The sequence below is a fragment of the Arthrobacter sp. 10T44 genome, assembly GCF_056393885.1.
Genome location: NZ_JBFTGT010000003.1, coordinates 1 through 26,538, shown reverse-complemented (window position 1 = coordinate 26,538; position 26,538 = coordinate 1). Strand labels below are relative to the sequence as shown.

At 66.8% G+C, this 26,538-nt stretch carries 21 protein-coding genes, 1 tRNA gene and 2 rRNA genes; 10 read left to right on the top strand and 14 right to left on the bottom strand.

Features of this window, described 5'->3' with window-relative positions:
- Positions 1-152 precede the first annotated feature (152 nt).
- The 3 genes from AC1DBL_RS06650 to AC1DBL_RS06640 all read left to right on the top strand — a co-directional run bounded on the left by AC1DBL_RS06650 (position 153) and on the right by AC1DBL_RS06640 (position 3,445).
- Entirely contained in the window at positions 153-1,388 is a 1,236-nt protein-coding gene (locus AC1DBL_RS06650) for a hypothetical protein (protein WP_476925739.1), read from the top strand.
- Positions 1,389-1,670: 282 nt separating this feature from the next.
- Positions 1,671-3,158, top strand: a complete 1,488-nt coding sequence (locus AC1DBL_RS06645) for a hypothetical protein (protein ID WP_476925738.1) — start codon at positions 1,671-1,673, stop codon at positions 3,156-3,158.
- Positions 3,159-3,259: 101 nt separating this feature from the next.
- Positions 3,260-3,445, top strand: coding sequence for a YegP family protein (locus AC1DBL_RS06640; RefSeq protein ID WP_476925737.1), 186 nt, complete (start codon positions 3,260-3,262; stop codon positions 3,443-3,445).
- 70 nt (positions 3,446-3,515) lie between these two features.
- On the opposite strand, the gene AC1DBL_RS06635 is transcribed toward AC1DBL_RS06640, so the two are convergent.
- The 4 genes from AC1DBL_RS06635 to AC1DBL_RS06620 form a co-directional block, all read right to left on the bottom strand.
- Positions 3,516-3,662 (bottom strand): hypothetical protein, encoded by a 147-nt coding sequence (locus tag AC1DBL_RS06635; RefSeq protein ID WP_476925736.1) that lies wholly within the window; start codon positions 3,660-3,662, stop codon positions 3,516-3,518.
- A gap of 196 nt (positions 3,663-3,858) precedes the next feature.
- Positions 3,859-6,138: a hypothetical protein gene (locus AC1DBL_RS06630; RefSeq protein WP_476925735.1), complete on the bottom strand. Its 2,280-nt coding sequence runs from the start codon at positions 6,136-6,138 to the stop codon at positions 3,859-3,861.
- 362 nt (positions 6,139-6,500) lie between these two features.
- Positions 6,501-6,577: transfer RNA gene (locus AC1DBL_RS06625), tRNA-Thr, on the bottom strand.
- Between the two features lie 148 nt (positions 6,578-6,725).
- Positions 6,726-7,616 carry a DsbA family protein gene (locus tag AC1DBL_RS06620; RefSeq protein WP_441418196.1) on the bottom strand — a complete coding sequence of 297 codons (891 nt, stop codon included), beginning with the start codon at positions 7,614-7,616 and terminating at the stop codon, positions 6,726-6,728.
- A 270-nt stretch (positions 7,617-7,886) separates the two neighbouring features.
- Here AC1DBL_RS06620 and AC1DBL_RS06615 point away from each other — a divergent pair, with 270 nt between their 5' ends.
- The 3 genes from AC1DBL_RS06615 (at position 7,887) to AC1DBL_RS06605 (ending at position 10,675) form a co-directional block, all read left to right on the top strand.
- Positions 7,887-9,338 (top strand): alpha,alpha-trehalose-phosphate synthase (UDP-forming), encoded by a 1,452-nt coding sequence (locus AC1DBL_RS06615; protein ID WP_441418392.1) that lies wholly within the window; start codon positions 7,887-7,889, stop codon positions 9,336-9,338.
- Positions 9,328-10,140: a trehalose-phosphatase gene (gene otsB / locus AC1DBL_RS06610; RefSeq protein WP_476893178.1), complete on the top strand. Its 813-nt coding sequence runs from the start codon at positions 9,328-9,330 to the stop codon at positions 10,138-10,140. Before AC1DBL_RS06615 ends, otsB begins: the two co-directional genes overlap by 11 nt.
- Positions 10,141-10,270: 130 nt before the next feature.
- The gene (locus tag AC1DBL_RS06605) at positions 10,271-10,675 is read left to right on the top strand and encodes a hypothetical protein (protein ID WP_476893179.1); all 405 of its coding nucleotides are present in this window, start codon (positions 10,271-10,273) and stop codon (positions 10,673-10,675) included.
- 41 nt (positions 10,676-10,716) lie between these two features.
- On the opposite strand, the gene AC1DBL_RS06600 is transcribed toward AC1DBL_RS06605, so the two are convergent.
- Entirely contained in the window at positions 10,717-11,127 is a 411-nt protein-coding gene (locus tag AC1DBL_RS06600; RefSeq protein ID WP_441418193.1) for a VOC family protein, read from the bottom strand.
- 258 nt (positions 11,128-11,385) lie between these two features.
- Between AC1DBL_RS06600 and AC1DBL_RS06595 the strand changes: the two genes are divergently transcribed.
- Together AC1DBL_RS06595 and AC1DBL_RS06590 are read left to right on the top strand one after the other, a co-directional pair.
- The gene (locus AC1DBL_RS06595) at positions 11,386-12,468 is read left to right on the top strand and encodes an ABC transporter ATP-binding protein (RefSeq protein ID WP_476925734.1); all 1,083 of its coding nucleotides are present in this window, start codon (positions 11,386-11,388) and stop codon (positions 12,466-12,468) included.
- Positions 12,469-12,764: 296 nt separating this feature from the next.
- On the top strand, positions 12,765-14,174 hold the full coding sequence (locus tag AC1DBL_RS06590; protein ID WP_441418391.1) for a DUF4032 domain-containing protein: 1,410 nt from the start codon (positions 12,765-12,767) through the stop codon (positions 14,172-14,174).
- Positions 14,175-14,280: 106 nt separating this feature from the next.
- Here the strand turns inward: AC1DBL_RS06590 and AC1DBL_RS06585 are convergent, their stop codons facing one another.
- The 5 genes from AC1DBL_RS06585 to AC1DBL_RS06565 all read right to left on the bottom strand — a co-directional run bounded on the left by AC1DBL_RS06585 (position 14,281) and on the right by AC1DBL_RS06565 (position 21,634).
- Entirely contained in the window at positions 14,281-15,651 is a 1,371-nt protein-coding gene (locus AC1DBL_RS06585) for an FAD-binding oxidoreductase (RefSeq protein ID WP_476925733.1), read from the bottom strand.
- Between the two features lie 49 nt (positions 15,652-15,700).
- Positions 15,701-17,575, bottom strand: coding sequence for a glycoside hydrolase family 13 protein (locus tag AC1DBL_RS06580; RefSeq protein WP_476925732.1), 1,875 nt, complete (start codon positions 17,573-17,575; stop codon positions 15,701-15,703).
- 2 nt (positions 17,576-17,577) lie between these two features.
- Positions 17,578-18,540, bottom strand: coding sequence for a sugar ABC transporter permease (locus AC1DBL_RS06575; RefSeq protein ID WP_476925731.1), 963 nt, complete (start codon positions 18,538-18,540; stop codon positions 17,578-17,580).
- Positions 18,537-20,189, bottom strand: a complete 1,653-nt coding sequence (locus AC1DBL_RS06570) for an ABC transporter permease subunit (protein WP_476925730.1) — start codon at positions 20,187-20,189, stop codon at positions 18,537-18,539. The genes AC1DBL_RS06575 and AC1DBL_RS06570 overlap by 4 nt, the downstream gene beginning before the upstream one ends.
- Before the next feature lie 122 nt (positions 20,190-20,311).
- The gene (locus tag AC1DBL_RS06565; RefSeq protein ID WP_476925729.1) at positions 20,312-21,634 is read right to left on the bottom strand and encodes a sugar ABC transporter substrate-binding protein; all 1,323 of its coding nucleotides are present in this window, start codon (positions 21,632-21,634) and stop codon (positions 20,312-20,314) included.
- 324 nt (positions 21,635-21,958) lie between these two features.
- Between AC1DBL_RS06565 and AC1DBL_RS06560 the strand changes: the two genes are divergently transcribed.
- A complete protein-coding gene (locus AC1DBL_RS06560) occupies positions 21,959-23,704 on the top strand; it encodes a glycoside hydrolase family 13 protein (RefSeq protein WP_476925728.1) in 1,746 nt (581 codons plus the stop codon).
- A gap of 2 nt (positions 23,705-23,706) precedes the next feature.
- Positions 23,707-24,738: a LacI family DNA-binding transcriptional regulator gene (locus AC1DBL_RS06555; RefSeq protein ID WP_476925727.1), complete on the top strand. Its 1,032-nt coding sequence runs from the start codon at positions 23,707-23,709 to the stop codon at positions 24,736-24,738.
- On the opposite strand, the gene AC1DBL_RS06550 is transcribed toward AC1DBL_RS06555, so the two are convergent.
- From AC1DBL_RS06550 to AC1DBL_RS06535, 4 genes are all read right to left on the bottom strand, one after another.
- Complete coding sequence (locus AC1DBL_RS06550; RefSeq protein ID WP_476925726.1) at positions 24,735-25,424, bottom strand: GNAT family N-acetyltransferase; 690 nt, start codon at positions 25,422-25,424, stop codon at positions 24,735-24,737. The two genes, AC1DBL_RS06555 and AC1DBL_RS06550, sit on opposite strands and share 4 nt — an antisense overlap.
- A complete protein-coding gene (locus AC1DBL_RS06545; RefSeq protein WP_476893189.1) occupies positions 25,417-25,905 on the bottom strand; it encodes an SRPBCC domain-containing protein in 489 nt (162 codons plus the stop codon). Before AC1DBL_RS06545 ends, AC1DBL_RS06550 begins: the two co-directional genes overlap by 8 nt.
- Before the next feature lie 124 nt (positions 25,906-26,029).
- A 5S ribosomal RNA gene (gene rrf, locus AC1DBL_RS06540) occupies positions 26,030-26,146 on the bottom strand.
- Positions 26,147-26,396: 250 nt separating this feature from the next.
- Positions 26,397-26,538, bottom strand: a 23S ribosomal RNA gene (locus AC1DBL_RS06535); the annotation flags it as partial.

The window sequence follows — 26,538 nt, the reverse complement described above, 5'->3', positions numbered from 1 at the left end:
AGACGTTCGTGGGGCCCTGTCGGCTTCGAACGTTTTCCCGACAGTTTCGCCGAGACGCCGCGGGCCGTTCGCGCCGAAAAGGGTGCTTCCCCGTTAGCATGTCGAACAAACCCCTGCCGGGTGTCGGCGGGGGTCTGTACATTGGGGGAAAATTGCATAGCAAAACTATCCGTCTCGGCGCTGCCGGGGCTATCGCCGCACTGGCCGTATCGGCTGTCGGCCTTCCGGCCCGAGCCGCCCAGCCGCTGGCTCCGGCCATCTCCATCGAGGCGGCAACGCTGCCACGGGCCCAGGCTCCGGCGTCGGTCCAGCTGAGCGGGGTCCCCCAGGTCGGCATGGACCTCTTCATCAGCTTCCGCGGCGGATCTCCGGAGATGAAGGTTGCGTACCAGTGGCTCCGCAACGGCGTCACCGTTAGGGGCGCCACCGGCTTCACTTACCGTCCCACGGCCGCGGACGTAGGTAAACGAATCAGCTACCGTGCCGTCTTCTCCCAAGCCGGAAGACGTTCCGTCACCTTGGTCTCCCCCAACTCCGCTGTCATATCTGCTTCTTCCCCAGCACCTGTCGTCGCCGGCACAGGCACCCCGGGAAGCATCCTGCGCGGGACCCAGAAGTCCTCCTGGGCGATGGCCGTCCCGGTGGCAGTGAAATACCAGTGGCTGCGGAACGGTGTGCCCATCAAGGGTGCTACCTCCCTGACCTACAAGCTGACGAAGACAGACCTGAACACTCTGATCGTGCTCCGGGCGCAGGGCATCAACTCCGGCAAGGTGCTCGCCAGCTCGTACTCGGTGCCGGTGAAGCCTTCGGCGCTTAAGCGGCTGACCGTCGCCCCGCAGCCGGTCTTCGGCGTTCCGGGCAACCCGAAGCTGGGGCCGAGTATCGGGGGCATGCCGCAGGCCGGCGACACCCTCCTCCTTTCCCCCGCGGGATGGAAGCAGGCCGGCGCGAAGACCGCCATCAAATGGCTGCGGAACGGGGCCGTCATCCCGGGGGCCACCGCCCGTGCTTACAAGCTCACAAACGCCGACGTCGGCGCGAAGGTGACCGCCATCGTCACGGGCTCGGCTAAGGGCTACGCGGACACCATTGTTGAGGCGGCGTGGCTGGACCTGCAGGTCCAGCCGGCTCCGACGCCGGGATCCATGCCCGTCCTGAGCGGCAACGCCACGGCCGGATCGGTTCTGACGGCCGTCTGGAAGCAGGACCCCAAGGCCACCTTCACTTGGTTCCGCAACTTCCGGGCCATCCCTGGCGTCACTGGTTCCACGTACAGGACCACGTCGGCCGACAAAGGCGCCGTGATCGCTGCCATCGCGACAGTTGACGGCTCCGGGGCCCACTACACCGAGTACAAGTACACACCGGCGATCGTCATCCGCTGATCCGGCGAAAGGGCCAATCACGCAACGGCTTGTCGCGCGGTTGGCCTTTTCTCTTGCCCCGGGCACGGGCAGTCGCCGCAGGGCCGCTTCAGGGCGAACGGTCGGAAGGGGGCGTCGACTGTCATGGAGCCCATGTGTGCGGAGGGCCGCGGCGCCGTCATCAGCGGGACAAAGCGGGACAAAACTCCCGGTTCGCAGTTAGAGTCTGCACTGGGGGAAACATTCGCCGGCCGGGTCCCGGTCACGGCCCATCCCCCGCGTCTTTCGAACAAGGTGGGGGAATTGAACAACAGAGGACTTCTGCGCCGGTCTGTTGCGGCCATGGCCGCGGTACTGGCGGTCACCGCGGGGCTGCTGACACCGGCCGGACCGGCCCTGGCCACGGAGGCCACGCAGGCCGGGGCCATCGCCACCGAATCCACCGAATCCACCGCGGAGCCTGCGATCGAACTGGAACCCGAGCACGGGCGCGGGAACACCGTCACCATCACGATGACCAACGGCATCGGACTCACAGCCCGGCTGAACATCACGATCGACGGCAAGGACAGCGTCTGGACCGCGCCGGCACCGGCGACGACTGCCAAGTACACGATCGTGGCCTCGTACGGCGCCACAGTCACGGGTATGGTCCGGCTCCAGGCCGTGGCCCTGAAAAGTGGGACCGAAGTCGCCTGGGGCGGCAACTGGACGGTGTGGGGACAACCCGCTCCCCCGCCGGCCCCGCCCGCGGCGCCGGTAGCCCAGACGATCTACGTTTCTGACAACAGGGATTCCGGGTCGGCAGCCAAGACCCTGATCTTCAGCGGCTGGGACACCGGCCGCTCCGGATCGACCATCGCCCTGCAGCGCAAGGACTCCAGCGGATGGAAGACAGTCTGGACGTCGCCGCAGCTGGCCTCAACCCAGCCGGAGGCGCGATTCGCCGCCTACACCTTCAAGTCTGAAGGTTCCGCATCCTTCCGGGCGCTGCTGATCAATGCGGGCAAGACACTCGCCACCTCTTCCCCGCTGACGCTCACGTACAGGCGGCAGCCGACCTATGTTGTCGCTCTCCCCGGCGGCAGCCTGGGGAAGCCGTTCAGCACGGCCAACGGGCGGGTGGCCGCCCGGACGCAGTGGTCCCAGGCGTACGCCCTCAACTACGACCTGACGAACCGGACCGGGCACCTGCAGGAATACCGCGGCGGTAAATGGGTCAACCTGCAGACGCTCACCTTCACCAAGGCGAACAAATACTTTGCCGTTGCAAAGACCCCGCTAACGGTCGGAACGGTGACGCGCAAATATCGAGTCACCGTCGACACCACGGCCCGGCAAAAGTCCTGGACCTCCCCCACCTCCACGATTGAGCACGTGGACCAGGCCCGGTACACCGGCTACACGAAAGCCTCCTACGACTACATGAAGCGCTTCTGCCCGAACCAGGTCATCACCTTGATCCCGGGCACCTGGAGCTATGCCTGGAGCCCGAGCCGCCAGATCCAGATAGCCACCGGCCTTCCCGACCAGACGTCGCTCAAGTTCGTCTCGCTGCACGAGTGCGCGCACATCCTCTCCTACAAGGTGTACGCCGACAACTACTCCCAGCTGGCCAACCGGATGAACGCCATCTACGGGACACGGACCACCCCCGGCGTCGAGCAGCTGGCCGACTGCATGGCCTCGGCGATGGGCGGGGACCTCCGCCGCAGCGGCTACCGGACGACGAACTGCACCGGGGCCCGTGCGGACGCCGCCCGGAAGATCCTCGCCGGCAAGAAACCATAGCCGGGGCTTGACCCTCCTTCACCGGGGGCAGTCCCGCAGGTAGTGTGTGGCCCGTCCGGCAACGGGCCGGTGGGCGTCCAGTCTCAGGGGAGGGTGTCACCATGGCAGGCAAGTTCGGGGTCTACAAGGACAAAGCCGGCGGCTACCGCTTCCGGCTCAAGGCCGGCAACGGCGAGGCGACCGCCACCTCCGAGAGCTACAAGACCAAGGCCAGCGCGATGCACGGCATCGAATCCGTGAAGAAGAACGCCGGCGCCGACGTCGTGGACCTCACCGAGGAGACCTGACCGGACCCGCGCAGCACAGCAAAGCCCGGCCACCCATCAACGGGCGGCCGGGCTTTCGTCTGTCAGCCGGCTACGGGGCTACGGTGCCACCTTCAGGGACGAGCTCCCAGTCGCCCGGCTCGTGGACCAGGCGGCGGGCGATGCCATACTCGCCGGAGGCCTTCAGCACCGGCAGATCGTCCAGAGCGGCGACGGCCGCCTTATCGGAGCCGTGCACGACGACGTCATTGCGCCGGGGCAGGAACTCCAGGACGCGCTGGAGACCTCGGACGCGTACCTGCTGTTCCGCCGGACCATGTGATCCCCTCGCCCGTCTGGCTGCTCCTGTTCGGGGGCGTGATCGGCTGGTGCTGGCTCGCGGCGTACGGGTCGTTCGGGCACCTGCTCGCCCGGGTGTTTGACTAAGAGGTGGCTCAGCGGTGGCCCGGGTACATCGGAGGCGGCCCCGGGGGCCGAGGGGCGGAGGCCCGGACCGGGGTAGGCAGCGAATCGAAGGTCACTGGCAGATAGTCCGGGGTTTGACCGGTCACCGAGACGGACAACATTTTGTTGACGTCCGCAGACGCCGCCTTGTAGCTGGAACCGGTTGCCCCCTTGATGGCCGCCCCGTTGCGCTTCCACTGGTAGGTGAACTTCGCGCCGGGTGTCCACTTCCCCACGGAGAGCACACGCACCGTCTCACCGACGACCGGCATCCGCCCGTTGCCCCAGGAGACGGAAGGCAGCCCAAAATACTGGGTCTGGAGCTGCATGACGGGTGTCGTGGCGACCGAGGTCGCACTTGCCGTCGGGAAGCCGGCCAGCCTCCCCGTCACGGTGACGCTGATCTTCTTGCCGGCGTCGCCGTTGCCGGTCTTGTACGTGGGGTTCGTAGCTCCCGGGATAACGACGCCGTTACGCTTCCATTGGAAGCCAAGTGCAGCGCCGCTCTTCCAGGCCTCCGCAGTCAGGGTCTGGCCCTGGAAGACCGAACCGCTGTCGGTCTGGAAGGCGGGCCCGGTGATGCGCGGAGTTGCGACGAGGGCTTTGTGCACTTCAACGGACGGTGGATTGCCGCCTCCGAGGCCGCCGATCATGAAGGGCGTGTACCCGTCCTTCCAGCCCGTGACGTTTACGCTCACGATGCCCCCGTCATCGGCGGCCCTAGGCGTGTAGGTGTTCGATGTCGCGCCGGCAATCGGGTACGTGCTCACGCCGCGTCTGATCGTCCACTGGTAGGTGAAGCGCGTCCCTGGGGTCCAGGTTCCGGGGTTCGCCGTCAGGGTCTTGCCGACAAGACCGGTCCCGCTGATCGTCGGGAGTTTGGTGTTGACGACCGGGGGCCGGGGCGCCACGATCTTTTCGCTCGGCTCGGCGAACACAGTCCGTGGTTTGTTTCCGGCGCGGGTGCCGGTGACGGACAGGGCAATCGTTGCACCGACGTCGGCGGTGGTCAGCTTGTAGCTGGATCCGGTGGCGCCGGGGATGGGCTTTCGGTTGCGGGTCCACTGCTGGGTAAGGGTCGTTCCGCTCTGCCATTCTCCGGTAAACCAGGCATGGAATTCCTCGCCGACTGCTGGCGCGCCTTCACGGGGCTTGAAGATGTCGCCGAAGATCTGGCGGGGAATGGCGGTGTTGATGTCAATGACGGTTCTGGCGTCAACCGTTATTGTCCTGCTGCGCTTACCGGGTTTGGACCCTGTTACCTGCACCCTCACTTCGCCGGCTTTCGTCAAGGCCATGGTCCGGGATGTTGAAGCGGAGCCTCCGACCCACTGGTACGACAGTGTGGTCCCGGGCTCCCAGGCACCCGGGTCAACGGAGACCGTCTGCCCTGCCTCGAACGTGCCGGTCATAGCAGGGGGTTTGGAGTTGATCACGGTTTCTGCCGGTTTGATCAGCGCGGTTGGAGCGGAGTACATGACGGCAGCGCGCTGTCCCGGCAGGATCGCGGTCACCTGCACGGAGAGGTTCTTGTTGGCTTCGTTGTCTCCGATGAGATAGCTGCTGCGGGTTGCTTCCCCGCTGTAGTTGTCGTCCGCGAAGTACGTGTAGCCGTAGGAGTTGGTCTGGAACCACCGGTAGGACAGTTTCGTCCCTGCGGGCCAGACTCCCGGGTCGGCCGTGAGCTTGTTGCCCCACGCCGCGGTTCCTGTGATTTTCGGGGCGGGGCCAGTCAGCTGTGGCAGGTCGAGGTACGCGAAGTAGGCATCGGCGCTATCGAAGGTCTGCGCCGGCAGCGTCGGGTAGGCGTACACCGTCGTGGACAGCACCCCGTCGGTCCCGGCTGCTATTCCTACGACGTTGGTCTGCGGCTCGGCCAGAAGGCGGTTGTTGGCCCATTCCGCTGCATTGTTGACGAAGGCGGAACCGAGCTCCATCCTGGTGTACCCGCGGATGCGTTTGTTCCACTGGATTGAATCTGGGCTGTTGAGGTCCGATGACCAGTCGGCGACCATTGCTTCGAGGAGTTCGGTGGCGTCCAGACCGAGCCTCACCGGCTTGAGCCCCTTTGAGGCGCGGAACCTGTTCAACTCCTTGAACACGGCGTCGATCAGCTGCCTTTTCTGTGCCTGGGCCGGCGAGAGGGCGGATGGTGCGTTACCAGCCGCGGATGCCGGTACCGCGAGGACCAGAGAGCCCGCCGAGAGGCCGGCGGTGAGCGCGATCGCTACCGCGGCGGCAGCGGCCCGTGAAGTGGTTCGTTGTGGCACGGTTTCCCGCACCTCCTAGTCGGTTGTTGTGGCAGTAGGGATGTGACTGCTGAACGCTTCCGACTCACCGTCAATGGCGCCCCCAACGGTGAGTGTAGCCGGTGGAATCACGGTTTCGTCCAGTGGAAACGCCCCCTGACCTGCGGTTATGGCCGGTCGTTGGCGAATTTGGCCTGCCGGTTGGCGTCCAGCGCCGCCTTAACCCCGGCCTCGAAGGTGGCCTGCGCCGTCATGTATTGCACCGGCTGGCCGACGCGTGGCGACCGTGCGCCTACAAGACTGCATGTAAACGTGCTGTGCCGAGATCCTAGGCACAAAAAACCCCTCCATCCCGGGCAAAATCGCCGGAATGGAGGGGTTCGTGGGGCCCCCTGTCGGATTCGAACCGACGACCCCCGCTTTACAAGAGCGGTGCTCTGGCCAACTGAGCTAAGGAGGCAATCCGCCGTCGTCGCCTGACCGAAATTCCGGCCCGACGCTGACTGCTAGACAAGGGTAGCCCACGGACCCCCGCCGGAGAAAAATGCCGGAACGAGACAGCCCGGCCCCGGACGGATCCGGGGCCGGGCTGCTGTTTCGTGCGGCGGTTACTTCTTGGCGTCCACCGCGGCCTGCAGGAACTGCTCGAACGGGGTCTGCGCGCTGGCGCCCTTGCCCCACTGCTTGCCCTCGACGAAGACCGTCGGCGTACCCGTGACACCGATGGCCGCCGCCTCCTGGGTGGTGTACTTCACGTACGGGCGGTACGTCTTGTCATCCACGCACTTGTCGATGCTCTTGGCCCCGACGTCGGTCGCCATCGTCTTGAGCTCCGCGTCGGAGAGGCCCGCAGTGCCCTCGGCCGGCTGCTTGGCGAACAGGGCGTCAACGAAGTCCGAGTACTTTTCCGGGGATTCGTTCACGACGCAGGCCGCGGCATTGGCGGCCCGCGAGGAGTAATTGGTGCTGGAGCGGCTGTCCAGGAAGCCCAGCGGACGGTACTCGACCGTAATCTTGCCCTCGTTGCGCAGCTTGGTGAGGGTGGGGTTGTACTGCGCCTCGAAGTTCTTGCAGACCGGGCAGATGAAGTCGATGTAGAGGACCACCTTGACCGGTTTGCCGGCCTCGGCCTCGGCGCCGGGTGCCTTGATGTCGGCGGGAGGCGTCGCGGCGGGCGAGGGCAGATCCGCGACATTGACGGTGGCCGGTTCGGTCTTCGCCACTGCGGTGTTGGCCAGCAGGGTGACGCCGCCGTGGACGTTGCCGTTGGCCGGCGTCGGGCCGGAGTCGGCTACCGGGGCGTTGTTCTTGATGTTCGAGGTGACCACCAGGGCCACAATCACGATGATGGCGACGACGGCGGCCACGATGCCCCAGCCGATGAGCAGCTTGTTGCGCTTTTCCTTCTTCAGCTGCGCCTCGCGGATCTCACGGGCTTTCTCGCGGGCCGCGGCGGTGCGCTCCGCTTTGGACTGACGGGGTTCGTTTGCGGCGCTCATTGGTTCCTCGTGTCGATCGGCCTGGGATGGTCCACTGGGTGGCAACTTCATCATTTTAGGGGAGAAACCTGAGGAGCTTGCGCTTTCAAGTTTCCTTCCGTGTGCCCAACGGACGAATAGCACAGAAGATTCCGCCCGGCTAGGGTGGATGAGAGCCACAAGCGACCCCAGGGGGCACCAATGCAAGCAACCGAGAGCGTTGAGCAGCGCGCCGAGCAGGAGACTGCACAGACAGCCGACGGGGGGCAACACACCGAGCCCGCCACCGAAATGCACGCCAACGCGTCGGAGCCAGGCGCCACCTTCGATTTCATGGTGGTGTCCAACCGCATGCCGGTCGACCGGTGCTCCCCGGATGAGCCCGGCTGCGAGGACGGCTGGCGCCGTTCCCCCGGCGGCCTGGTGACCGCGCTGGCGCCGATGATGACCAAGACCGACGGCGCCTGGGTGGGCTGGCACGGCGCCCCCGACGAGCACCTCGAGCCGTTCAGCCACGGCGGCATCGACCTAATCCCGGTCCAGCTCAGCACGCGGGACATCGAGCTCTTCTATGAGGGCTTCTCCAACGCCACGCTCTGGCCGCTCTACCACGACGTGATCGCCCCTCCCGAGTTCCACCGCGCCTGGTGGGACTCGTACCGCAAGGTCAACAAACGGTTCGCCGACGCCGTCGTCCGCCATGCCGCCAAGGGCGCCACTGTCTGGGTGCAGGACTACCAGCTGCAGCTGGTCCCCAAGATGCTCCGCGAGGCGCGCCCGGACCTCAAGATCGGTTTCTTCAACCACATCCCGTTCCCGCCGCCGGAGATTTTCGCGCAGCTGCCGTGGCGCCGCGCAATCATCGACGGGCTCCTGGGCGCGGACCTGGTGGGCTTCCAGCGCAGCAGCGACGCCGGGAACTTCATGCGCTCCGCCCGCCGCTTCCTCGGGGCCAGCGTCAAACAGCAGCAGGTCCACGTGAAGGGCGCCGACGGCGAAACCACGCACATTGCCCGCGCGCAGGCCTTCCCGATCTCCATCGACGTGAAGCAGATCAGTGAACTGGCGCGGAAGCCGGAGATCATCGAGCGCGCCAAGCAGATCCGCCGCGACCTCGGCAACCCCAAGACCATCCTGCTGGGCGTCGACCGACTGGACTACACCAAGGGCATCCGGCACCGGCTCAAGGCCTACGAGGAACTCCTGCAGGACGGAAAGGTCACGGTGGAGGACGCCTCCCTGATCCAGGTTGCCAGCCCCAGCCGCGAACGCGTCGAACAGTACCGACTGCTGCGCGAAGAAGTGGAAGGCACCGTCGGCCACATCAACGGCACCTACGACACGATGCAGAACACCGCCGTCCGGTACCTGCACCACAGCTACCCGATCGAGGAAATGGTGGCCCTTTACCTGGCCGCCGACGTCATGCTCGTCACCGCCCTGCGCGACGGCATGAACCTGGTCGCCAAGGAATACGTCACGGCCCGGACCAACAACGACGGCGCCCTGGTGCTCAGCGAATTCGCCGGCGCCGCGGACCAGCTCAAACAGGCGCTCCTGATGAACCCGCACGACATCGACGGCCTCAAGGACACCATCATGAAGGCGGTCAACATGCAGCCCGCCGAGGCCGCTCGCCGGATGCGCGCGATGCGCAAGCAGATCCTCACCCACGACGTCGACCTCTGGTCCGCGGACTTCCTCAGCGCGCTCAAGGAAAAGGTGGTCCGCGATGACTCCTGAGCCCAACCCAGCCCGGACCAGCCTCTCCCTCTCCCCCGAACTGCTGGCGGCCGTGCACCGCGTCGCCGGCACGGAACAGCTGTTGGTGGCCATGGACTTCGACGGCACCATGGCCCCGCTGGTGGACCATGCGGGGGACGCCCGGGCACTGCCCCGCTCGGCCGCCGCCTTCGCCGCCCTCGCGGAGTTGCCGCGGACGACGACGGCGCTCATCTCCGGCCGGGCCCTGGACAGCCTGCGGGCGGTCGCCTCGCCGCCGGAGAACACCCTGCTGATCGGCAGCCACGGCGCGGAAGTCTGGATGGGCCCCGGTTCCACCGAACTCCAGCTCGACGACGCGCAGCGGGAACTGCTCGCGGACGTGCGGCGGATCCTGGCCGAGATCGTGGACGTCGCGCCCGGCACCCTGCTCGAAGACAAGCCCGCCGGCGTCGTGCTGCATACCCGCCTGGCCGCCGACGACGTCGCCGAGGATGCCGTGGCGGCCGCCAAGGCCGCTCTGCAGGACCGCGCGGGCGTCTTCCTCAAGACCGGAAACCGTGTGCTGGAAACCGCCGTCGTGCACGCCTCCAAAGGCGAGGGGATCTCATTCCTCCGCCAGGCAACCGGGGCCACCGCAGTCGTCTTCGCCGGCGATGACACCACGGACGAGGACGCCCTGGGCAGCCTCATCCGCGGGGACCTGGGCGTCAAGGTCGGATTGGACTTCACCCAGGCTGAGTTCCGGGTGGAGGCGCCTGTGCATGTCTCCGAGTTTCTGGAAGCGCTGCTGCGGGAACGGCGAAAGGCCGTCGGCGCCTAGGCAGTCGCCGCTCCGCTCCTGGACGCCTTCACCACGGCGCTCCCGGCACATCCTGTTGATGACCGCCTGCCCTCGCTAGACTTAAATTGCGCCGCACAAGACGCAGATTTCGTTTCGGGAAGGAACGATCATGACCAAGAACAGCGGCAAGGAAAACACCTCGGATGCAGCCGGTTCCGGCACGAACCCCGAGGAAAAAGACCTCCGGGGCCGGTACGTCGAAGGCGACTTCGGCAAGTCCGGCGCACAGTCCGGCCGGCACGCGGACGACGAGGAAGGCCAGTACATTGAAGGCAACTACGGCGCGGCGGGATCCGAAGGTGGACTGCCCGAACCGCTAGGCGACAAGGCCCGGGAATCGGGACGCTACGTCAGGGCGGACTACGGCGGGGCCGGATCTGCGCCGGCGCGCACCGCGGACTCGGAAGTCGGACGGTATTCCGAGGGCAACTACGGGACCGATGGCACGGTGGACCCCACGCGCAAAGCCCGCCCGCGAAAAGAGTCGGAACCGAACCAAACTGACTCCCATTAGCTGACGATCAAGTTAGCTGACGATCAAGGCCTCAACGCCCATTAGCTGGATGCGGACTCCGGTTCGTAACCAATCAGCCAGTGAAGTCCGTGGCGGTCGACGACCTGGCCGTCTGAGGCGCCCCACGGCTTCGGGCCCAGGGGGTCCACCACCCGGCCGCCGGCCGAGAGCTTGTCGAACCACTCGTGCAGGACGGCCGGCGCGGCGGTCCCCAGGAGTGAGAGCATCAGGCCTTCGCACCGGACACCCTGCTGGCCCGCCGCCACATCCGATCCCGCCAGGGCTACAGGGCCGTTAAGCTGCCCGTGCGCGATGGCATCCGGCGGGCCGTCGGTGCGGTTGAACTCCTGATACGTAAACAGGGACAAGCCCCCGCCGAAAACGTCCGCGTAGAAGCCAAGCGCCTCCCGCGCCGTGCCGGGGAAGCTGACATAGATCTGCAAGGCCGTCATGGGCACAGCATACAGACCGCCCGGAGAGCCTGAGTGGGCAACCTCACCTGTGACATCCGTAACTTTTTAGCCCAAAAGCCAAAAATCTGACATACTCTGTATGTGATGTGGCGCACAACTACCGTGCGGCGTCATTGGATGCTCCTCGGCCTTGGCCGGGGAGCATGCGCATCCACCTCCGGATGCCACAACTGAATATGAAGAACCATTCACTACGGATCGTCCGGCACGTACCTGCCGGTGAAGGGATTGATAACTGTGGCTACAGTTACTTTTGATAACGCTACGCGTCTGTACCCGGGCACAGAGAAGCCCGCTGTTGACAAGATCAACATTGAAATCGCCGATGGCGAGTTCCTGGTCCTCGTTGGACCCTCCGGCTGCGGAAAGTCCACCTCGCTGCGCATGCTCGCAGGCCTTGAGGACGTGAACTCCGGCCGGATCCTGATCGGTGACCGCGACGTCACGGACGTCCCGCCGAAGGACCGCGACATCGCCATGGTCTTCCAGAACTACGCCCTGTACCCGCACATGACGGTCGCGGACAACATGGGCTTCGCGCTGAAGATTGCCGGCGTCAGCAAGGAAGAACGCGCCGAGCGTGTCCGTGAAGCCGCCAAGCTCCTGGACCTCGAGCCGTACCTGGACCGCAAGCCGAAGGCCCTCTCCGGCGGCCAGCGCCAGCGTGTCGCCATGGGCCGCGCAATTGTGCGTAACCCGCAGGTGTTCCTGATGGACGAGCCGCTGTCCAACCTGGATGCCAAGCTCCGCGTGCAGACCCGCACGCAGATCGCGTCGCTGACCCGCCGCCTCGGCGTCACCACCGTCTACGTCACCCACGACCAGGTCGAGGCCATGACCATGGGCGACCGCGTCGCTGTGCTCAAGGACGGCCTGCTGATGCAGGTGGACACCCCGCGCAACCTCTACGACAAGCCGAAGAACGTCTTTGTCGCCGGCTTCATCGGCTCCCCCGCCATGAACCTGCTCGAACTCCCCGTTGTCGACGGCGGCGTGCAGTTCGGGGGCACCGTTTACCCGGTCCCGCGCGATGTCCTTGAGGACGCTTCCGGCTCCACCGTCACGCTGGGCACCCGTCCGGAAGACCTCGAGACCGCGCCACAGGGCGAGGGCCTCCAGGTCGAGGTCGACGTCGTCGAAGAACTCGGCGCCGACGCCTACGTCTACGGCCACACCACGCTGGACGGCAAGGACCACGACATCGTGGCCCGCGTCGACGGCCGCCGTCCCCCGATGAAGGGCGAGACCGTCTGGGTCCGCCCGCAGTCGGGCCACGTGCACCTGTTCGACACCAAGACCGGCCTGCGCCTGGGCGACTAGTCCCCACCGGCCCCCTAACCTCGCTTCGCTTCGGTTAGGGATCCCTGCCGGCGTGGGCCCACCCACCGGCCCCCTAACCTCGCTTCGCTTCGGTTAGGGATCCCTGCCGGCGTGGGCCCACCCACCGGCCCCCTAACCTCGCTTCGCTTCGGTTAGGGATCCCTGCCGGCGTGGGCCCACGTCAGCATCCGACGGCGGTCCTCCTCCGGGAGGGCCGCCGTCGGCCGTTAACCGGCAGATTTTAGGCGAGGCCCGCCCTCGTACGGGAGAATTGCGTTATGACCGAGGAAAACCGCATGACCGAGGACAACGGTGCCCAGTGGCACGACGAACCCACTGACTACGGCCAGATCGGCAAGCTGCCCCGGTACGAGGCCGCCAGCGCCAACGACAAGGCCGTCTCCAGTTCGCTGAGCATCACCGCCGCGGCCACGGAGCCCGAACTGCTGGACCTGCCCTGGCACATCGCCCTGGAGGACTGGCCGGCGGAATACCTCGCTGCCCTCCCCCGCGGCATCTCCCGGCACATCGTGCGGTTCGCCCACCTGGGCGGCTCGGTGATCGCCATCAAGGAAACCTCGGAGCACATCGCCCGGCATGAGTACCACATGCTCCGCAAGCTCGCCCGGCTGGATGTCCCCTGCGTGGAGCCGGTCGCTGTCATCACCGGCCGCACCACCCCGGAGGGCCGGCCGCTGAATCCCGTGCTGGTCACCCGGCACCTGAAGTTCTCCATGCCGTACCGCGCGCTGTTCTCGCAGATGCTGCGCAAAGACACCCTGACCCGCCTGATCGACGCCCAGGCCCTGCTGCTGGTCCGGCTGCACCTGATCGGCTTCTACTGGGGCGACGTCTCGCTCTCCAACACGCTCTTCCGCCGCGACGCCGGCGCCTTCGCGGCCTACCTCGTGGACGCCGAAACCGGCGAGCTGTACCCGGACCTGTCCACCGGACAGCGCGAGTACGACCTGGAAATCGCCCGGGTCAACATCGCCGGAGAACTGATGGACCTGCTCGACGGCGGCCTGATCGAGGAAAAGGTCGATCCGGTCGCCACCAGCGAGCTCATCATGGAGAGCTACCGGCGGCTCTGGACCGAGCTGACGGAAAAGGAATCCTTCGAAATCGGTGAGCGCTGGCGGGTGGCCGCACGCATCCGCCGGCTCAACGAACTGGGCTTCGACGTCGAGGAATACGCCATCAAGACCACGCAGAACGGCTCCACGATCCAGCTTCAGCCCAAGGTGGTGGACGCGGGGCACCATCAGCGCCGGCTGCTGCGCCTGACCGGCCTCGATGCGCAGGAAAACCAGGCCCGGCGGCTGCTGAACGACATGGACTCCTTCCGGGCGGACAACAACCCCGGCATGGACGAGGAATACAGCGCGCACCTGTGGGTAAGCCAGATCTTCGAGCCGATCGTCCGCTCGATCCCGCGCGACCTCTCCGGGAAGCTCGAACCGGCGGAGGCCGTGCACGAGATCCTTGAGCACCGCTGGTACATGTCCGAGAAGGAGAACCGGCACATTCCGCTGGCCGAGGCTGTGCAGTCCTACATCGATTCCGAGCTCCGGCACCGCCGGGACGAGGCCGCGATCATGCTGAACCCGGACACCGAACTGCTCAAGATCCTGGAAGTCGAAACCGAGGAGTCCCGGTACGGCGACGACGAGGCGATCGACGAATACCCGGACTCCGACGACTGAACACCCGCTTCCCGGCCCAACTAGCTCGCATTAGTTGTCGCTTTGAGAGTTCAAAACGACAACTATTGCGAGCTAGTTGGGTGGAACCGGTTCCGGCACAGCCGGGCTAAATCGCCTTGCCGGGGTTAAGGATCCCGGCCGGGTCGAAGAGCTCCTTGATCCGGCGCTGCAGTTCGCGCACCGGTTCCTTCTGCTCCAGGCCCAGCCAGCGCAGCTTGTACTGGCCGACGCCGTGCTCCCCCGTGATGGTGCCGCCCATCGCGAGGGCCACGGTGACCGAGTTGTCCAGGGCCGCTCCCAGCCGTTCCATGGCCGCGGCGTCCACCGCATCGCCGGCCCGGTCCACCCAGAAGGTGGGGTGCAGGTTGCCGTCACCGGCGTGGGCCACCACCTTGAGCTTGACCTGGTGCCGCACGGCCATCGCCTCCAGCTCCGCAACGTAGTCCACCAGCCGGGACCGCGGCACGGCGACGTCCTCGCCCACCCGGTATTCGTCGTCGACCTCGACGCCGCGGCTGTTGCGGCGGAGCTCCACCAGCTGTTCGGCCTCGGCACTGGCTTCCATGGTCACCACCGCTCCGCCGGCGGCCAGCAGCGGCCGGATCGCGGCGGCCTCCGCGGCGGCGCCGAAACCGTCGGTCTGGATCAGCAGCAGCGAGGCGCCCCGCGAGGCCAGGTCCGAGCCGTGGGCGTCGTCGAGCTGGGCGAGCGAGCCGCCGTCGAGCAGTTCCATGATGGCCGGCTGCACGCGCGCCTTGCCCACCGCGAGGACGCCCGCCGCGGCGCTGCGGAAGTCGGGATAGAACGCGGCGATGGTGTGGACTTCCCGCGGCAGGTACTTCAGCCGCACCGTGATCCCGACGACGATCCCGAGGGTGCCCTCGGAGCCCACGAACAAGCCCGTGAGGTCGTAGCCGGCCACACCTTTGAAGGTCTGGTGCCCGGTATGGATCAGCGTGCCGTCCGCCAGCACGACGTCGAGCGCCAGCACGGAGTCCCGCGTCACCCCGTACTTCGCGCAGCGCAGGCCGCCGGCGTTCGTGGCGACGTTCCCGCCGATGGTGGAGATCCGGTAGCTGGCCGGGTCCGGCGCGTACATCAGACCGTGCATCGCAGCGGCGTCGTTCAGTGCGGCGTTGATGACGCCGGGTTCGACGACGGCGGTCTCGTCGTCCGGGTTGAGGTCCAGGATGCGGTTCATCCGTTCCAGGCTGAGGACCACGCAGCCTTCGCTGGCGTGGGCGCCCCCGGAGACCCCGGTGCCCGCGCCGCGGGGCACCAGTGGAATCCGGTGGGCGGCACAGGCACGGACGGCGGCCTGGACGTCCGCCACCGATTCGGCCAGGACCACGGCCTGCGGGAGCTGGTAGTCCAGTACAGGCGCCTGGTCCACGGCGTACGCCGCCAGGGCCGCCTCATCCACGGTGACCTTCGCCCCGCCCAGGGCGGACGTCAACTCCTCAACAATGCCGCGCATGCGCTCTCCAGTTCTCCGTCGAATCCGGCCGTCAGTCTCGGCCTTCAGTCTAGGGTGCCGGCAGCACCACGCCCGGCAGCACCCAGAGGGCGGCCGCTGGGCCGCCACTGCGGAAGAGTGCGCCTGCGGCCCCCGGCTCCGCCACGATGTCGCCGGCAGCAAAGACATGCGGTTGCGCCAGCGCGGCGAGCTGCCCGGCGGAGAGCAGGCCAGTGGCGAGTTCGACGTCTGCGGCGGTCCTGGCCACGACCACCAGCACCGTGCTGTCCGCGGTTTCCCGCACAAAGGCCAGCGCGTCCCCCTGCGCGTGCAGCCAGCGGAGTCCGCCGCCGGTGAGGGCGGGCTGTTCCCGGCGCAGCGCGGTAAGCGCGGCATACGTGCCACGGAGGTCGGCCAGGATCCGCGCGGGGTCCGTCCAGGGCATGGGCGTGCGGGAAAACTCCCCGTTGTCGCCCTTGAGCCCGAACTCGTCCCCGGCAAACACCACCGGCACGCCGGGCAGGGTGAACATCAGCACAGCGCCCAGCTGCTGGCCGCCGTCGATCATGACCGTGGCGGCCCGGGCGGTGTCGTGGCTGTTCAGGGCATTCATGTTCTGCTGCCGGACGTCCCAGCTGAAGGCGGCGGCCAGGTCCTGGTGCGTGGCGAGGAAATCCTCAGCCCCGATCCGGTTGGGCCCGGGCAGCGGCGTGCCGAAGAAGTTGACGTGCTCCGCGTCGCCGGAGAGCCAGGCCCACAGCGGGCGGGTGAAATTGGAGTACGTCATGGCGCCGTGCCAATGTTCGCCGCTGAAATCCGGAGCGGCGTCGTTGGTCGCCTCCGCCAGCAGCGCCGCGTCCGGGTTGATTCCGCGGACCCGCTCCGCGATCAGCCGGGCCACTTCCTGATTGAGGTCGGTCTCCCCGAGCCGTCCGGTCATGTTGCCGACGTCGATCCGCCAGCCGTCCAGGCTGAACGGCGGGCGGAGCCAGCGGGCCACCGGGGATTCGTCGTCCAAGACGAACTTGTCCCGCAGGCCGGCCGAGGACCAGTTCAGCTTGGGCAGCGACGGCACGCCGTACCAAGCCTCGTAGGAGCTGTGGTCCTCGTTGAAGTAGTAGTAGCCGGCTTCCTCGGAGTCCGGTGCCGCCAGGGCGCGCTGGAACCATTCGTGCGCGTCGCCGGAGTGGTTGGCGGTGAGGTCCCCCAACACTTTCAGGCCGCGGGCGTGGGCCGCTTCCACGAGTTCGACCAGGGCCGCGTCGCCGCCCAGCAGCGGGTCCACCATGGAAAAGGTCGAGGCGTCATAGCGGTGGTTGGACCGCGCGGGAAAGAACGGCGTCAGGTAAATGATGTCCGCCCCGAGCCCCTGGATGTGGTCCAGGTGTTCCGTGACACCGTGCAGGTCGCCGCCGTAGAACTGGAAGGGTGTCTCGGCGGACGAGCCTTGCACTTCGGTGCCGTCCCAGTCGCTGGGCACGGCCCAGTCCGGGACCGGGTGCGCCGCTGCCCGGGCCGAGCGCGCGAAACGGTCCGGGAAGACCTGGTACATGGTGCCTTGGCGCAGCCACGGCGGGCCGGCCGGGAACGTAGTCAGCCGGAAGTCCGCGTAGTCGGAGACGTCCCTGCTGAACAGGCCCTGCGCGTTGAGGGTCCAGTACCGCGCGTCGGCCTCGATCAGGAACCGGTAGCGGGCCACCGGGTTGGTGACCGCCATGTCAGCTTCCCACCACACCCAGCCGTCGGCCTCGCCGATGTTCACGCAGCCCGTGTACCGGGGTTCGCCGTCGTGCACGGAGCGGAGCCAGACCCGGCTGGCCCGGCCCCACGCGTCCGGGATGCGGATCCGGAGCCGGGCCGCGGCTCCGGCCTCCACCGTTTGCGGTGCGTGCAGGCCGGACCCGTCGTGGTGCGGCAGCAGCCCGGCCATGCCAGCGCCGGACATGCCTAGCCCTTCACCGAGCCCTGCGTGAGCCCGCTGACGATGTAGCGCTGCAGGAACAGGAACAGGGCCATCACCGGGATGGCGCTGATGACCGCGCCGGCGGCAAAGACACCCCAGTTCTCGGAGCGCTGCTGCGCCACGAAGGAGTAGAGCCCGACGGCGAGCGTCTGGCTGTCCGGGTCCGTGAGCACCACGGACGCGATCACGAATTCGCCGGAGATGCCGATGAAGGACAGCAGCCCCACGACGGCCAGGATCGGCGTGACCAGGCGCATGATAATGCCGAAGAAGATCTGGCTGTGGCTCGCACCGTCAATCTTGGCGGCCTCGTCCAGGGACTGCGGCACGGTGTTGAAGAAGCCGTACATCAGGTAGGTGTTCACGCCCAGGGCGCCGCCCAGGTAGACCATGATCAGGCCCAGCTGGCTGCCCAGGCCCAGGACGGGGATGACCTCGGAGATGCCGCTGAGCAGCAGGAAGATGGCGACGACGGCCAGCAGCTGCGGGAACATCTGCAGCAGGAGCAGGCTCAGCAGGCCCACCCGGCGGCCCGTGAAGCGCATCCGGGAGAAGGCATACGCGGCCATCGCCCCGAGGAACACCGTGGCCGCGGAGGTCACGCCGCCCACCACCATGGTGTTCAGGAACCACTGCGCAAAGGGCCGCGAGGGCATGTCGAACAGGGCGGTGAAGTTCCCGAAGTCGATCTTGCTGAACAGCGCGTTGGAACCCACCAGGGTGCCGGTGGAGTTCAGTGCCGCCGAGAGCACGTAGAGCAGCGGGAAGACGGCGAAGATCGTCACGATGACGCCCACCAGGTGGCGCCAGCCCTTGTCCTTGAACCAGACGCCGAAGGGGCGCCGGCGCTGCAGCGACTTGAGGTATTCGACGTCGGTGGTGCCGGTGGTGATGCCCTGCTCGGCCTGGTGCGCCGGAGCCGCGGTGCGCGGTGCTGACCCGTTCATGAGTTCACGTCCTCGAGTGCCTTGGTCTGCTTGAAACTGATGGCCGAAACGGTGGCCACGATGATGAAGATGATGATGGCGAGGGCGCTGGCCAGGCCGTAGTCACGGCCGGTGCCCTGCCCGAAGGCAACCTTGTAGACGAGGGTGATCAGGATGTCGGTGGCTCCGATGTCCCGGTCGGTGTCGGCGAACCGGGGTCCGCCGCCGGTGAGCATGAAGATCACGTTGAAGTTGTTGAAATTGAAGGCGAAGGAGGAGATCAGCAGCGGGGCGATCGAGACCAGCAGCAGCGGCAGCTTGATGGAGCGGAACACGCGCCACGGGCCGGCGCCGTCCATCCGGGCGGCCTCGTCCAGTTCGTTAGGCAGCGACTGCAGGGCGCCGGTGCAGACCAGGAACATGTAGGGGAAGCCGAGCCAGAGGTTGACCACCAGGACGCTGATCTTGGCCAGGACCGGATCCGTAAGCCAGCCGATCGAGGCCCCGCCAAGCAGGGTCTGGTTGAGCCAGCCGAACTCCGGGTTGAGGATGCCGGACCAGACCAGGCCGGTGAGGAACGCGGGGAAAGCGTACGGCAGGATCATCAGGATCCGGTACACCTTCTTGCCCTTGAGGTCTTCGCGGTTGAAGGTGATGGCCAGGAACAGGCCCATGGCGAAGGTCAGCGCGACGGAGGCCACGGCGAAGGTGAAGGTCCAAAGGATGACGCCCAGCAGGGGTCCGCGCAGGCTCGGATCGGTGAAGGCTCGGGCGAAGTTCTCCATCCCGACGTCGATCTTCCAGCCGGTGGACAGTGTCTCACCGTTGTCCGCGGCGAAGGCGCCCTTGCCGTTGTCGCGGTAGACCGCACCCGTGGTGGTGTCGGTGAAGGTGTCAGCGGCCGCGTCGTACTTCAGCGCCGGCTTGAACTGGTAGGCGTTGCTGCCGTCCGCGGTGCGCAGCGTGCCGTCGGCCGGGTTCACGGAGACCGGCACGGTGATGTCCAGGATGCTTTGCTGGTTGGCCACGATTTCCTGGAAGTTCAGGGTTTGGTAGCCGTCCAGCGTCTTGGCCTTGCCGGTGGAGTCCTTGACGGCCCCGGAGACCTCCTTGAGCGGCGTCTCGGTGCTGCCGAGCGAGACCTTGCCCTGCGGGTCCGTGAAGAGCAGGTAGAAGGAGTTGTCCTTGGCCAGCACGGCTGTCTTGTAGGCCGGGGAGTCGGGCACCCGCTTCTGTGCGGTGAGCTGGATGGCGGCGATCGCGTCATCCTTGGTGCTGTTGTGGCCGTCGCCGTAGTTGGTGAAGGCGATGTAGCCGCTGAACATGACCACGAAGACCTGGAAAACCAGCAGGAAGAGCACGCCCGGGGCCAGGTACTTGGCGGGCAGGCCGCCCTTGCGCAGGTAGATCCAGTTGATCACCACTACGACGGCGGCGGAGACTCCCAGGGCCAGCCAGGACTGGCTCAGGAAGAGCATGATCAGGACGTAGACAGCGAGGGCATCGACAAGGCCCAGCAGCACGATCTTGGCGATGGTGCCCTTCACCCCCTCGGGGCCGGTCCGGCGTTGGCGGGGGGTTCTGGCCTGCCGGCCGGAGGTTGTGGTGGCGGGGTCCGGGGCGGACGACGCTGCGGGCTCGGTGTCCTCGCGGAGTTCGGTTTCTGACATGGCTGTCTACAGTCCTTGGGAGAAGCTGGGGTGATGCAGGAACGGGCCGGGCAGCCTGGTGGCCGCCCGGCCCGGTGCTGCCGGTTCCCGGCGCGTGGAAGCGTCAGGAACCGGCGCGGGGACTAACCCTTGATTTTGCTCTTGATGCTGGCTGCCATCTTGGCCCAGTCAGCAGCCGGGTCGCCCTGGCCCTTGATCAGGGCGAGCTCGGTGGCTCCCCAGTCAGCCCAGACAGCACTCATTTCCGGGATAGCCGGCATGGGGACGCCGGTGGCGCCGATCTTGCCGAAGGCGGCAACAACCGGGTCGCTGGCTGCCTTGTCGAAGGAGGCCTTCAGTGCCGGCGGGCGGCCGCCGGCCTTGTACATGGAGTCCTGGGCTGCCTCGGAGGTCAGGTAGTTGGTGACGAACTCATTGGTGGCCAGGGCGTTGGCGCTCTTGGCGCTGATGAAGAAGCCGTTGACGCCGATGAACGGCTGGGCCGGCTGGTCGCCGGCGGTCGGCAGCTCGTCAACGGCGAACTTGATGCCCTTCTTCTGTACGTCCGGGAGGTTCCACGGGCCGGTCAGGTAGTACGGAGACTCGCCGGCGAGGAACTTCTCCTTGGCGATGTCACCGGTGATGTTGGAGTTGATGATCTTTTCGCCCTTGTCGCCCCAGGCGGTGAGCTTCTTGGCGAACTCGACGCCGGCAGCGTCTCCGATCAGGAGCTGCTTCGGGTCGTAGCCGCCGTCGGCAGCCTTGCCGAAGACCTGCGAGCCCATGGAGGCCTGCAGCGGGTACAGGTGGTACGGGTCGCCCTGCTTCGGGTCCATGCCGACGAGGAACGGGAACTTGGCCTTGCCGTCTGCGACTGCCTTCTTGCCGTTGGCAATGACCTCGTCCATGGTCTTGGCCGCGTCGGGCACGATGGCCGTGTTGCGCAGCAGTGCGATGTTTTCGATCGCGTAGGGAACACCGTAGACCGAGCCGTTGAAGGACATGGCCTTGATCGAGGACTCCTGGAAGGCGTCCTTCTTGTCGCCAAGCTCGACGGGTGCGATCACGCCGTTCTGGACGAACTTGCCTACCCAGTCGTGCGGGCCGACGATGAGGTCCGGGCCCTTGCCCGTCGGGACCTGGGTGATGAAGTCGTCGCGCACAGCTGCGAAGTCCTTGACGACGAGCTTCACGTCGATTCCGGTGTCAGCCTTGAACTTCGCGGTGATGTCCTTCAGAGCGGGTGAACGCTCGGCGTCGACCCACATGGTGATCGTGCCGGCGCCGCCGGACTTGAGGTCCGGCTTCGCGGAGGCGGAGGCGGAGGCCGTGGCCGTGGCCGTGGCCGGACCGGAGGCTGCTGCGCCGCCGCAGGCGCTGAGCGCCAGCGCTGCAACAACGGAGATCGCACCGGCCGTGAATACCCGGCGGCTGGTTCCGGTTGTGAGGGTGTTCTGCACCTTCATTGGTGTCCCTTTCATAAAATCCTGCATCCACGCGTAGGGCTCTTCGGAAGTCTCCTGGGCCCGGTGGCATCGTCGGTGATGTGGCTCACAGCTGCAAGCGCTTCCAAGCTACACGGTGATGGACGCTTTGGAAAGTCATTCTAGCGTGGCGTGTCGCGGGGCGGCGACCACGCTGGGAGACTGCCAGACACCTCTAGAAGGCCTAGTGGCGCGGAACATACGGGCCCATGCCGCGGATCCACCCCAGGCTCCCCGAGCAGACTCAAAAGATTTATCGACTGGAAGCGTTTTCAATTTCGACGTCGGGGACTTACGATTACCGGCATGTCCGTTGATTCAGTACTCACAGCCCCCGCCGCACTGGCCGGCCCGCTGACCCTGGTGCACGCTGCAGATGACACCCCCGGCTGGTGGCGCTCCGCCGTGATCTACCAGGTGTACCCGCGCTCGTTCCGGGACCTGAACGGCGACGGCGTCGGCGATCTGGCCGGCATCACCGCCGAACTCCCGCAGCTCGCCGAGCTGGAGATCGACGCGGTCTGGCTCTCGCCGTTCTACCGCTCCCCGCAGCGCGACGCCGGCTACGACGTCAGCGACTATTGCGACGTCGATCCCCTGTTCGGCACCCTGGCGGATTTCGACGCCATGATGGCCGAGGCCACGCGCCTCGGGCTGCGGCTGATCGTGGATCTCGTGCCCAACCACTGCTCGGACCAGCACTCCGCCTTCCAGGCGGCGCTGGCAGCCCCCGCAGGCAGCCCGGAGCGGGACATGTTCATCTTCCGGGACGGCCGCGGTGATTCCGGCGAGCAGCCCCCGAACAACTGGCAGTCGCACTTCGGCGGACCGGCGTGGACCCGGATCATCGAACCGGACGGCACCCCCGGCCAGTGGTACCTGCACCTTTTCGACACCTCCCAGCCCGACTTCAATTGGGACAACGACGCCGTCCACGCCGAATTCGAACGCGTCCTGCGCTTCTGGCTGGACCGCGGCGTCTCCGGCTTCCGGGTCGACGTCGCCCACGCCCTCGTCAAGGCGCCGGGCCTGCCCGAATGGGGCGGCCGCGCCGACGGCAACAGCTCGCACGGCTTCCCCGGGCACGAAGCCCCGATGTTCGGCCAGCCGGCGCTGCATGACATCTACCGGACCTGGCGCCGGATCCTGGCCGAATACGGCCCCGACCGCATCCTCTGCGCGGAAGCCAACGTGGACCCGCTCCCCCGGCTCGCCGACTGGGTCCGCCCGGACGAAATGCACCAGGCCTTCAACTTCCCTTACCTGCACGCCGGCCTGGACGTGCACCGGATGCGCCACGTCATCACGGAGTCACTGACCGCCCTGGACGCCGTCGGTGCGCCGAGCACCTGGGTGCTGTCCAACCACGACGTCGTCCGGCACGCCACCCGCTTCGGCTACAACGGACCAGCGCCCCGCGACGGGGACGGCATCGGCCCCGGCGACGTGCAGCCGGACGAGGAACTCGGACGCTCCCGGGCCGCGGCGGCCTCCATGTTCATGCTGGGCCTGCCCGGCGGCGCGTACCTCTACCAGGGCGAGGAACTCGGCCTCCCCGACGGCATCGACATTCCGGACAGCCAGCGCCAGGACCCCACCTTCGGTCGGACCGGCGGCGAGCGTCTGGGCCGGGACGGCTGCCGGGTACCGCTGCCATGGCGTTCCGGCGAGCCCCACGCGGGCTTCGGCGCCGGAGCGGATCCGTGGCTGCCGCAGCCGGCGAGCTTCGCCGAGCTGGCCCGGGACGCGCAGGCCGCGTCGCCGTCGTCGCACCTGTCCCTGTACCGGCGGATGCTGGCGCTCCGGCGCGAGCTCAGCCTCGGCCAGGGCTCCCTCAACTGGATTGAAAACTGGTGCACGGACACCTCGCTGGCCTACCTCAACGGCACCACCGCGGTGCTGCTGAACGTCGGGCAGGAGCCGCTCGAACTGCCCGCCGGACAGGTGCTGCTGCGCAGCTCCGTGTCGGGGGAACAGGGTGAAGACGCCCATCGGTTAAGCTCAGGTGAAACTGTTTGGCTGGAAATCTACATCGAGGACACGGAGAGCTAAAAATGCCCGGCATCAAGGACGTCGCGGAACGGGCCGGCCTCTCCATCGCCACCGTTTCGCGCGCCTTGAGCGGCAAGGGCAATGTCTCGGCCCAGAGCCGTGAGCGCGCCCAGGCCGCCGCAACCGAGCTCGGCTTTGTCCTGTCATACCACGCCTCCAGCCTGGCGTCCGGGCGGAACCACAACGTCGGCGTCGTGGTTCCGTCCGTGCACCGCTGGTTCTTCTCCTCGGTGGTGGAGGGCGTATCCGCGACCCTGCTCGACGCCGGCTACGACCTCACGCTGTACAACGTCAGCGAGGGCGAGGAGCGCCGGCACAGCGTGCTCAACGACTTCCTGCTGCGCAAGCGCGTGGACGCGGTCATTGCGGTCTCCCTGGAGCTCAGCGAGGCCGAGATCCAGCAGCTGCTCGCCATCCACCGCCCCATCGTGGGGATTGGCGGGCCCCTGCCGGGCGCCTCGACGATCCGGATCAACGACTCGGGCATCGCCGAGGCGGCCGCCCGGCACCTGATCCAGCTTGGCCACAGCAGGATTGCGCATATGACCGGTGACGCGGCGTATGAGAAGGACTTCCGGCTGCCGGGCACGCGCCAGGGCGGCTTTACCAAGGCCATGCGCGACGCCGGGCTGACGATCCGTCCGGAATGGCTGGTCTCCGCCGACTTCACCATCCAGGGTGCTTACGCCAGCGCCCGTCAGCTGCTCGGCAGTTCCCCGGAACGCCCCACAGCGGTCTTCGCGGCCTCGGATGAGATGGCGATCGGCACCATCCTCGCCGCCCGCGACTTCGGACTGCGCGTTCCCCAGGATCTGTCCGTCATCGGCATCGACGGCCACGAACTCGGCGAACTATTCGGCCTCACCACCATCGACCAGGATCCTCGCGGTCAAGGGGCGATGGCGGTCCGCCGTCTGCTCGCAGGGCTCGACGGCGGCGCGGACACGGCGGCGGCGGACACCGAGCATCCGACGAAATTTGTGATCCGTTCCAGCACGGCCGTCCCGCCGGCCGACGCCGCACCCTTGCGCTAGCTGTACTCTGCCGGCGCTTCTGTAGCTTCTGGTGCTTCTAGTGCGCAGGGCGCGTCCAAGGGAAGTTCCATGATGATCTCCGAGCGGTCCGGATCAAGCGGGTAGGGTTCCCGCCGTCCGGTGTCCTTGAACCCGTGCCGGGAGTAGAACGCCTGGGCACGGCCGTTTGCCTCGTGCACGCCAAGTTCCAGCACCACGGCGCCGAGCTCATCCCGGGCACCGGCGATGGCCCGCCGCAGCATCTCGTCGGCCAGGCCGGAGCCCCGCAACTCCGGGCCCACGTAGACGCTGAGCAGCACTGCCTGGCGCGGACGGTCAGGATCCTGCGGGACCTTCGGCACAACGCGCATCAGTGCCCGCAGCCTGGCAGCGGCAAGGTCTTCACCGGCAGGCACTTTGACCTCGGCAGGCACCCCGCCGGCAAGGAGCGGCGAGGCGGAATGCGGGCTATCAGCCGGCTCCGCGGCATCTCCGGCCACGAGGGATACGCAACCCGAAGCCGCCATCAGCGCGGCGCGCTCCTGCCATTGCCGGTCCGTTTGCTCCCGGGCCGAGTCGAGGGTCTCCACGTAAGCCGTGGGCGCATCCTCCAGCATTTCCAGCCGTAGGGCGCGGTACTGTTTCCACTCCCCCGCTTCGAACCGACGGATCACGGGCCGGGTCACCGGCAGCTCACCGTCAGTCATCGGCGCCGCCCATAAACCGGACGAACCGCTGCAGCACGCCGGGCCAGCCCGCCTGGTAGTCCGCTCGCGTAGCGGCGGGGTCCTGCGCGCCTTCCCAGCCGCTGTGCACCAACCGGAGCTCGGTGCCGCCCTCAACGGCCCGGAAGGCCACCCGCAGCTCCGTGGACCACAGGGCCTGCGTCCCGGGATGCCAGGTGGCGTGGAAGGACAAGGGTGGCTGCCAGTCGTCGATGGACCCCCAGATGGCGGTCCTGCCGTCGTCTGCGGTCTCAAGAATGAGGCTTTCCTCGAACTCAACATAGGAGCCCGGGCCGTAGACGCTGTGGCCCTCGAGCGGCCACCAGAGGTGCGTGTGCTCGGTGAAACCCATGAAAGCCCGAGCCACGGGGCCGGGGACAACGACGGTGCATACCACCGGCTCCAGCCCTTCGGCCGGCTCGGGTTCCGGGGCTGCCGCGGCGTGGCTGAAGAGGTTATCCATAGGCATCAACTTTACAAGGGTCGGTGGTGTGCACGCCGGGAGTGCAGGAGGGGTGCTATACGTTTTTGGGGTTAAAGGGGGAGAGCCTCCAACCTGGTGGTTGGAGGCTCTCGACCTAATGTATGTCCGGCGGTGACCTACTCTCCCACACCCTCCCGGGTGCAGTACCATCGGCGCTGTGGGTCTTAGCTTCCGGGTTCGGGATGGGACCGGGCGTTTCCCCCACGCTATGACCGCCGTAACCCTGTGTCCGCGCCCCYGGGGCCCTGGTGAGGGTTGTCCTGGGGTGGGAAATCTGGTGGTTACAACTTGTCCGCTACCGCCCGTGGCGGGGCGGTGGTGGTGTTGTTATTCAGTTTTGGTTCCTCCTAGCAACGTGCCCGTGGCGGGTTTGTTGTTTGGGAACCACATAGTGGACGCAAGCAGTCTTGTTTCTTTGTACTCCTCTGCTGGTGTGAACGTCTTTTGAATCCGTTCACGCAAGGGAGTGTGTGGTGTAAGTTATCGGCCTATTAGTACCGGTCAGCTTCACGAGTCGTTAGTCCTCGCTTCCACATCCGGCCTATCAACCCAGTGGTCTGGCTGGGGGCCTCTCACACACAAGGTGTATGGAAATCTCATCTCGAAGCGAGC

What these genes read in the sequence shown, in the direction of transcription:
- AC1DBL_RS06640 (WP_476925737.1), top strand. Translation starts at nt 3,260, where the DNA reads ATGGCAGGCAAGTTCGGGGTCTACAAGGACAAAGCCGGCGGCTACCGC.
- AC1DBL_RS06620 (WP_441418196.1), bottom strand. Translation starts at nt 7,616, where the DNA reads ATGAGCGCCGCAAACGAACCCCGTCAGTCCAAAGCGGAGCGCACCGCC.
- AC1DBL_RS06615 (WP_441418392.1), top strand. Translation starts at nt 7,887, where the DNA reads ATGCACGCCAACGCGTCGGAGCCAGGCGCCACCTTCGATTTCATGGTG.
- otsB (WP_476893178.1), top strand. Translation starts at nt 9,328, where the DNA reads ATGACTCCTGAGCCCAACCCAGCCCGGACCAGCCTCTCCCTCTCCCCC.
- AC1DBL_RS06605 (WP_476893179.1), top strand. Translation starts at nt 10,271, where the DNA reads ATGACCAAGAACAGCGGCAAGGAAAACACCTCGGATGCAGCCGGTTCC.
- AC1DBL_RS06600 (WP_441418193.1), bottom strand. Translation starts at nt 11,127, where the DNA reads ATGACGGCCTTGCAGATCTATGTCAGCTTCCCCGGCACGGCGCGGGAG.
- AC1DBL_RS06590 (WP_441418391.1), top strand. Translation starts at nt 12,765, where the DNA reads ATGACCGAGGACAACGGTGCCCAGTGGCACGACGAACCCACTGACTAC.
- AC1DBL_RS06585 (WP_476925733.1), bottom strand. Translation starts at nt 15,651, where the DNA reads ATGCGCGGCATTGTTGAGGAGTTGACGTCCGCCCTGGGCGGGGCGAAG.
- AC1DBL_RS06580 (WP_476925732.1), bottom strand. Translation starts at nt 17,575, where the DNA reads ATGTCCGGCGCTGGCATGGCCGGGCTGCTGCCGCACCACGACGGGTCC.
- AC1DBL_RS06575 (WP_476925731.1), bottom strand. Translation starts at nt 18,540, where the DNA reads ATGAACGGGTCAGCACCGCGCACCGCGGCTCCGGCGCACCAGGCCGAG.
- AC1DBL_RS06570 (WP_476925730.1), bottom strand. Translation starts at nt 20,189, where the DNA reads ATGTCAGAAACCGAACTCCGCGAGGACACCGAGCCCGCAGCGTCGTCC.
- AC1DBL_RS06565 (WP_476925729.1), bottom strand. Translation starts at nt 21,634, where the DNA reads ATGAAGGTGCAGAACACCCTCACAACCGGAACCAGCCGCCGGGTATTC.
- AC1DBL_RS06560 (WP_476925728.1), top strand. Translation starts at nt 21,959, where the DNA reads ATGTCCGTTGATTCAGTACTCACAGCCCCCGCCGCACTGGCCGGCCCG.
- AC1DBL_RS06555 (WP_476925727.1), top strand. Translation starts at nt 23,707, where the DNA reads ATGCCCGGCATCAAGGACGTCGCGGAACGGGCCGGCCTCTCCATCGCC.
- AC1DBL_RS06550 (WP_476925726.1), bottom strand. Translation starts at nt 25,424, where the DNA reads ATGACTGACGGTGAGCTGCCGGTGACCCGGCCCGTGATCCGTCGGTTC.
- AC1DBL_RS06545 (WP_476893189.1), bottom strand. Translation starts at nt 25,905, where the DNA reads ATGGATAACCTCTTCAGCCACGCCGCGGCAGCCCCGGAACCCGAGCCG.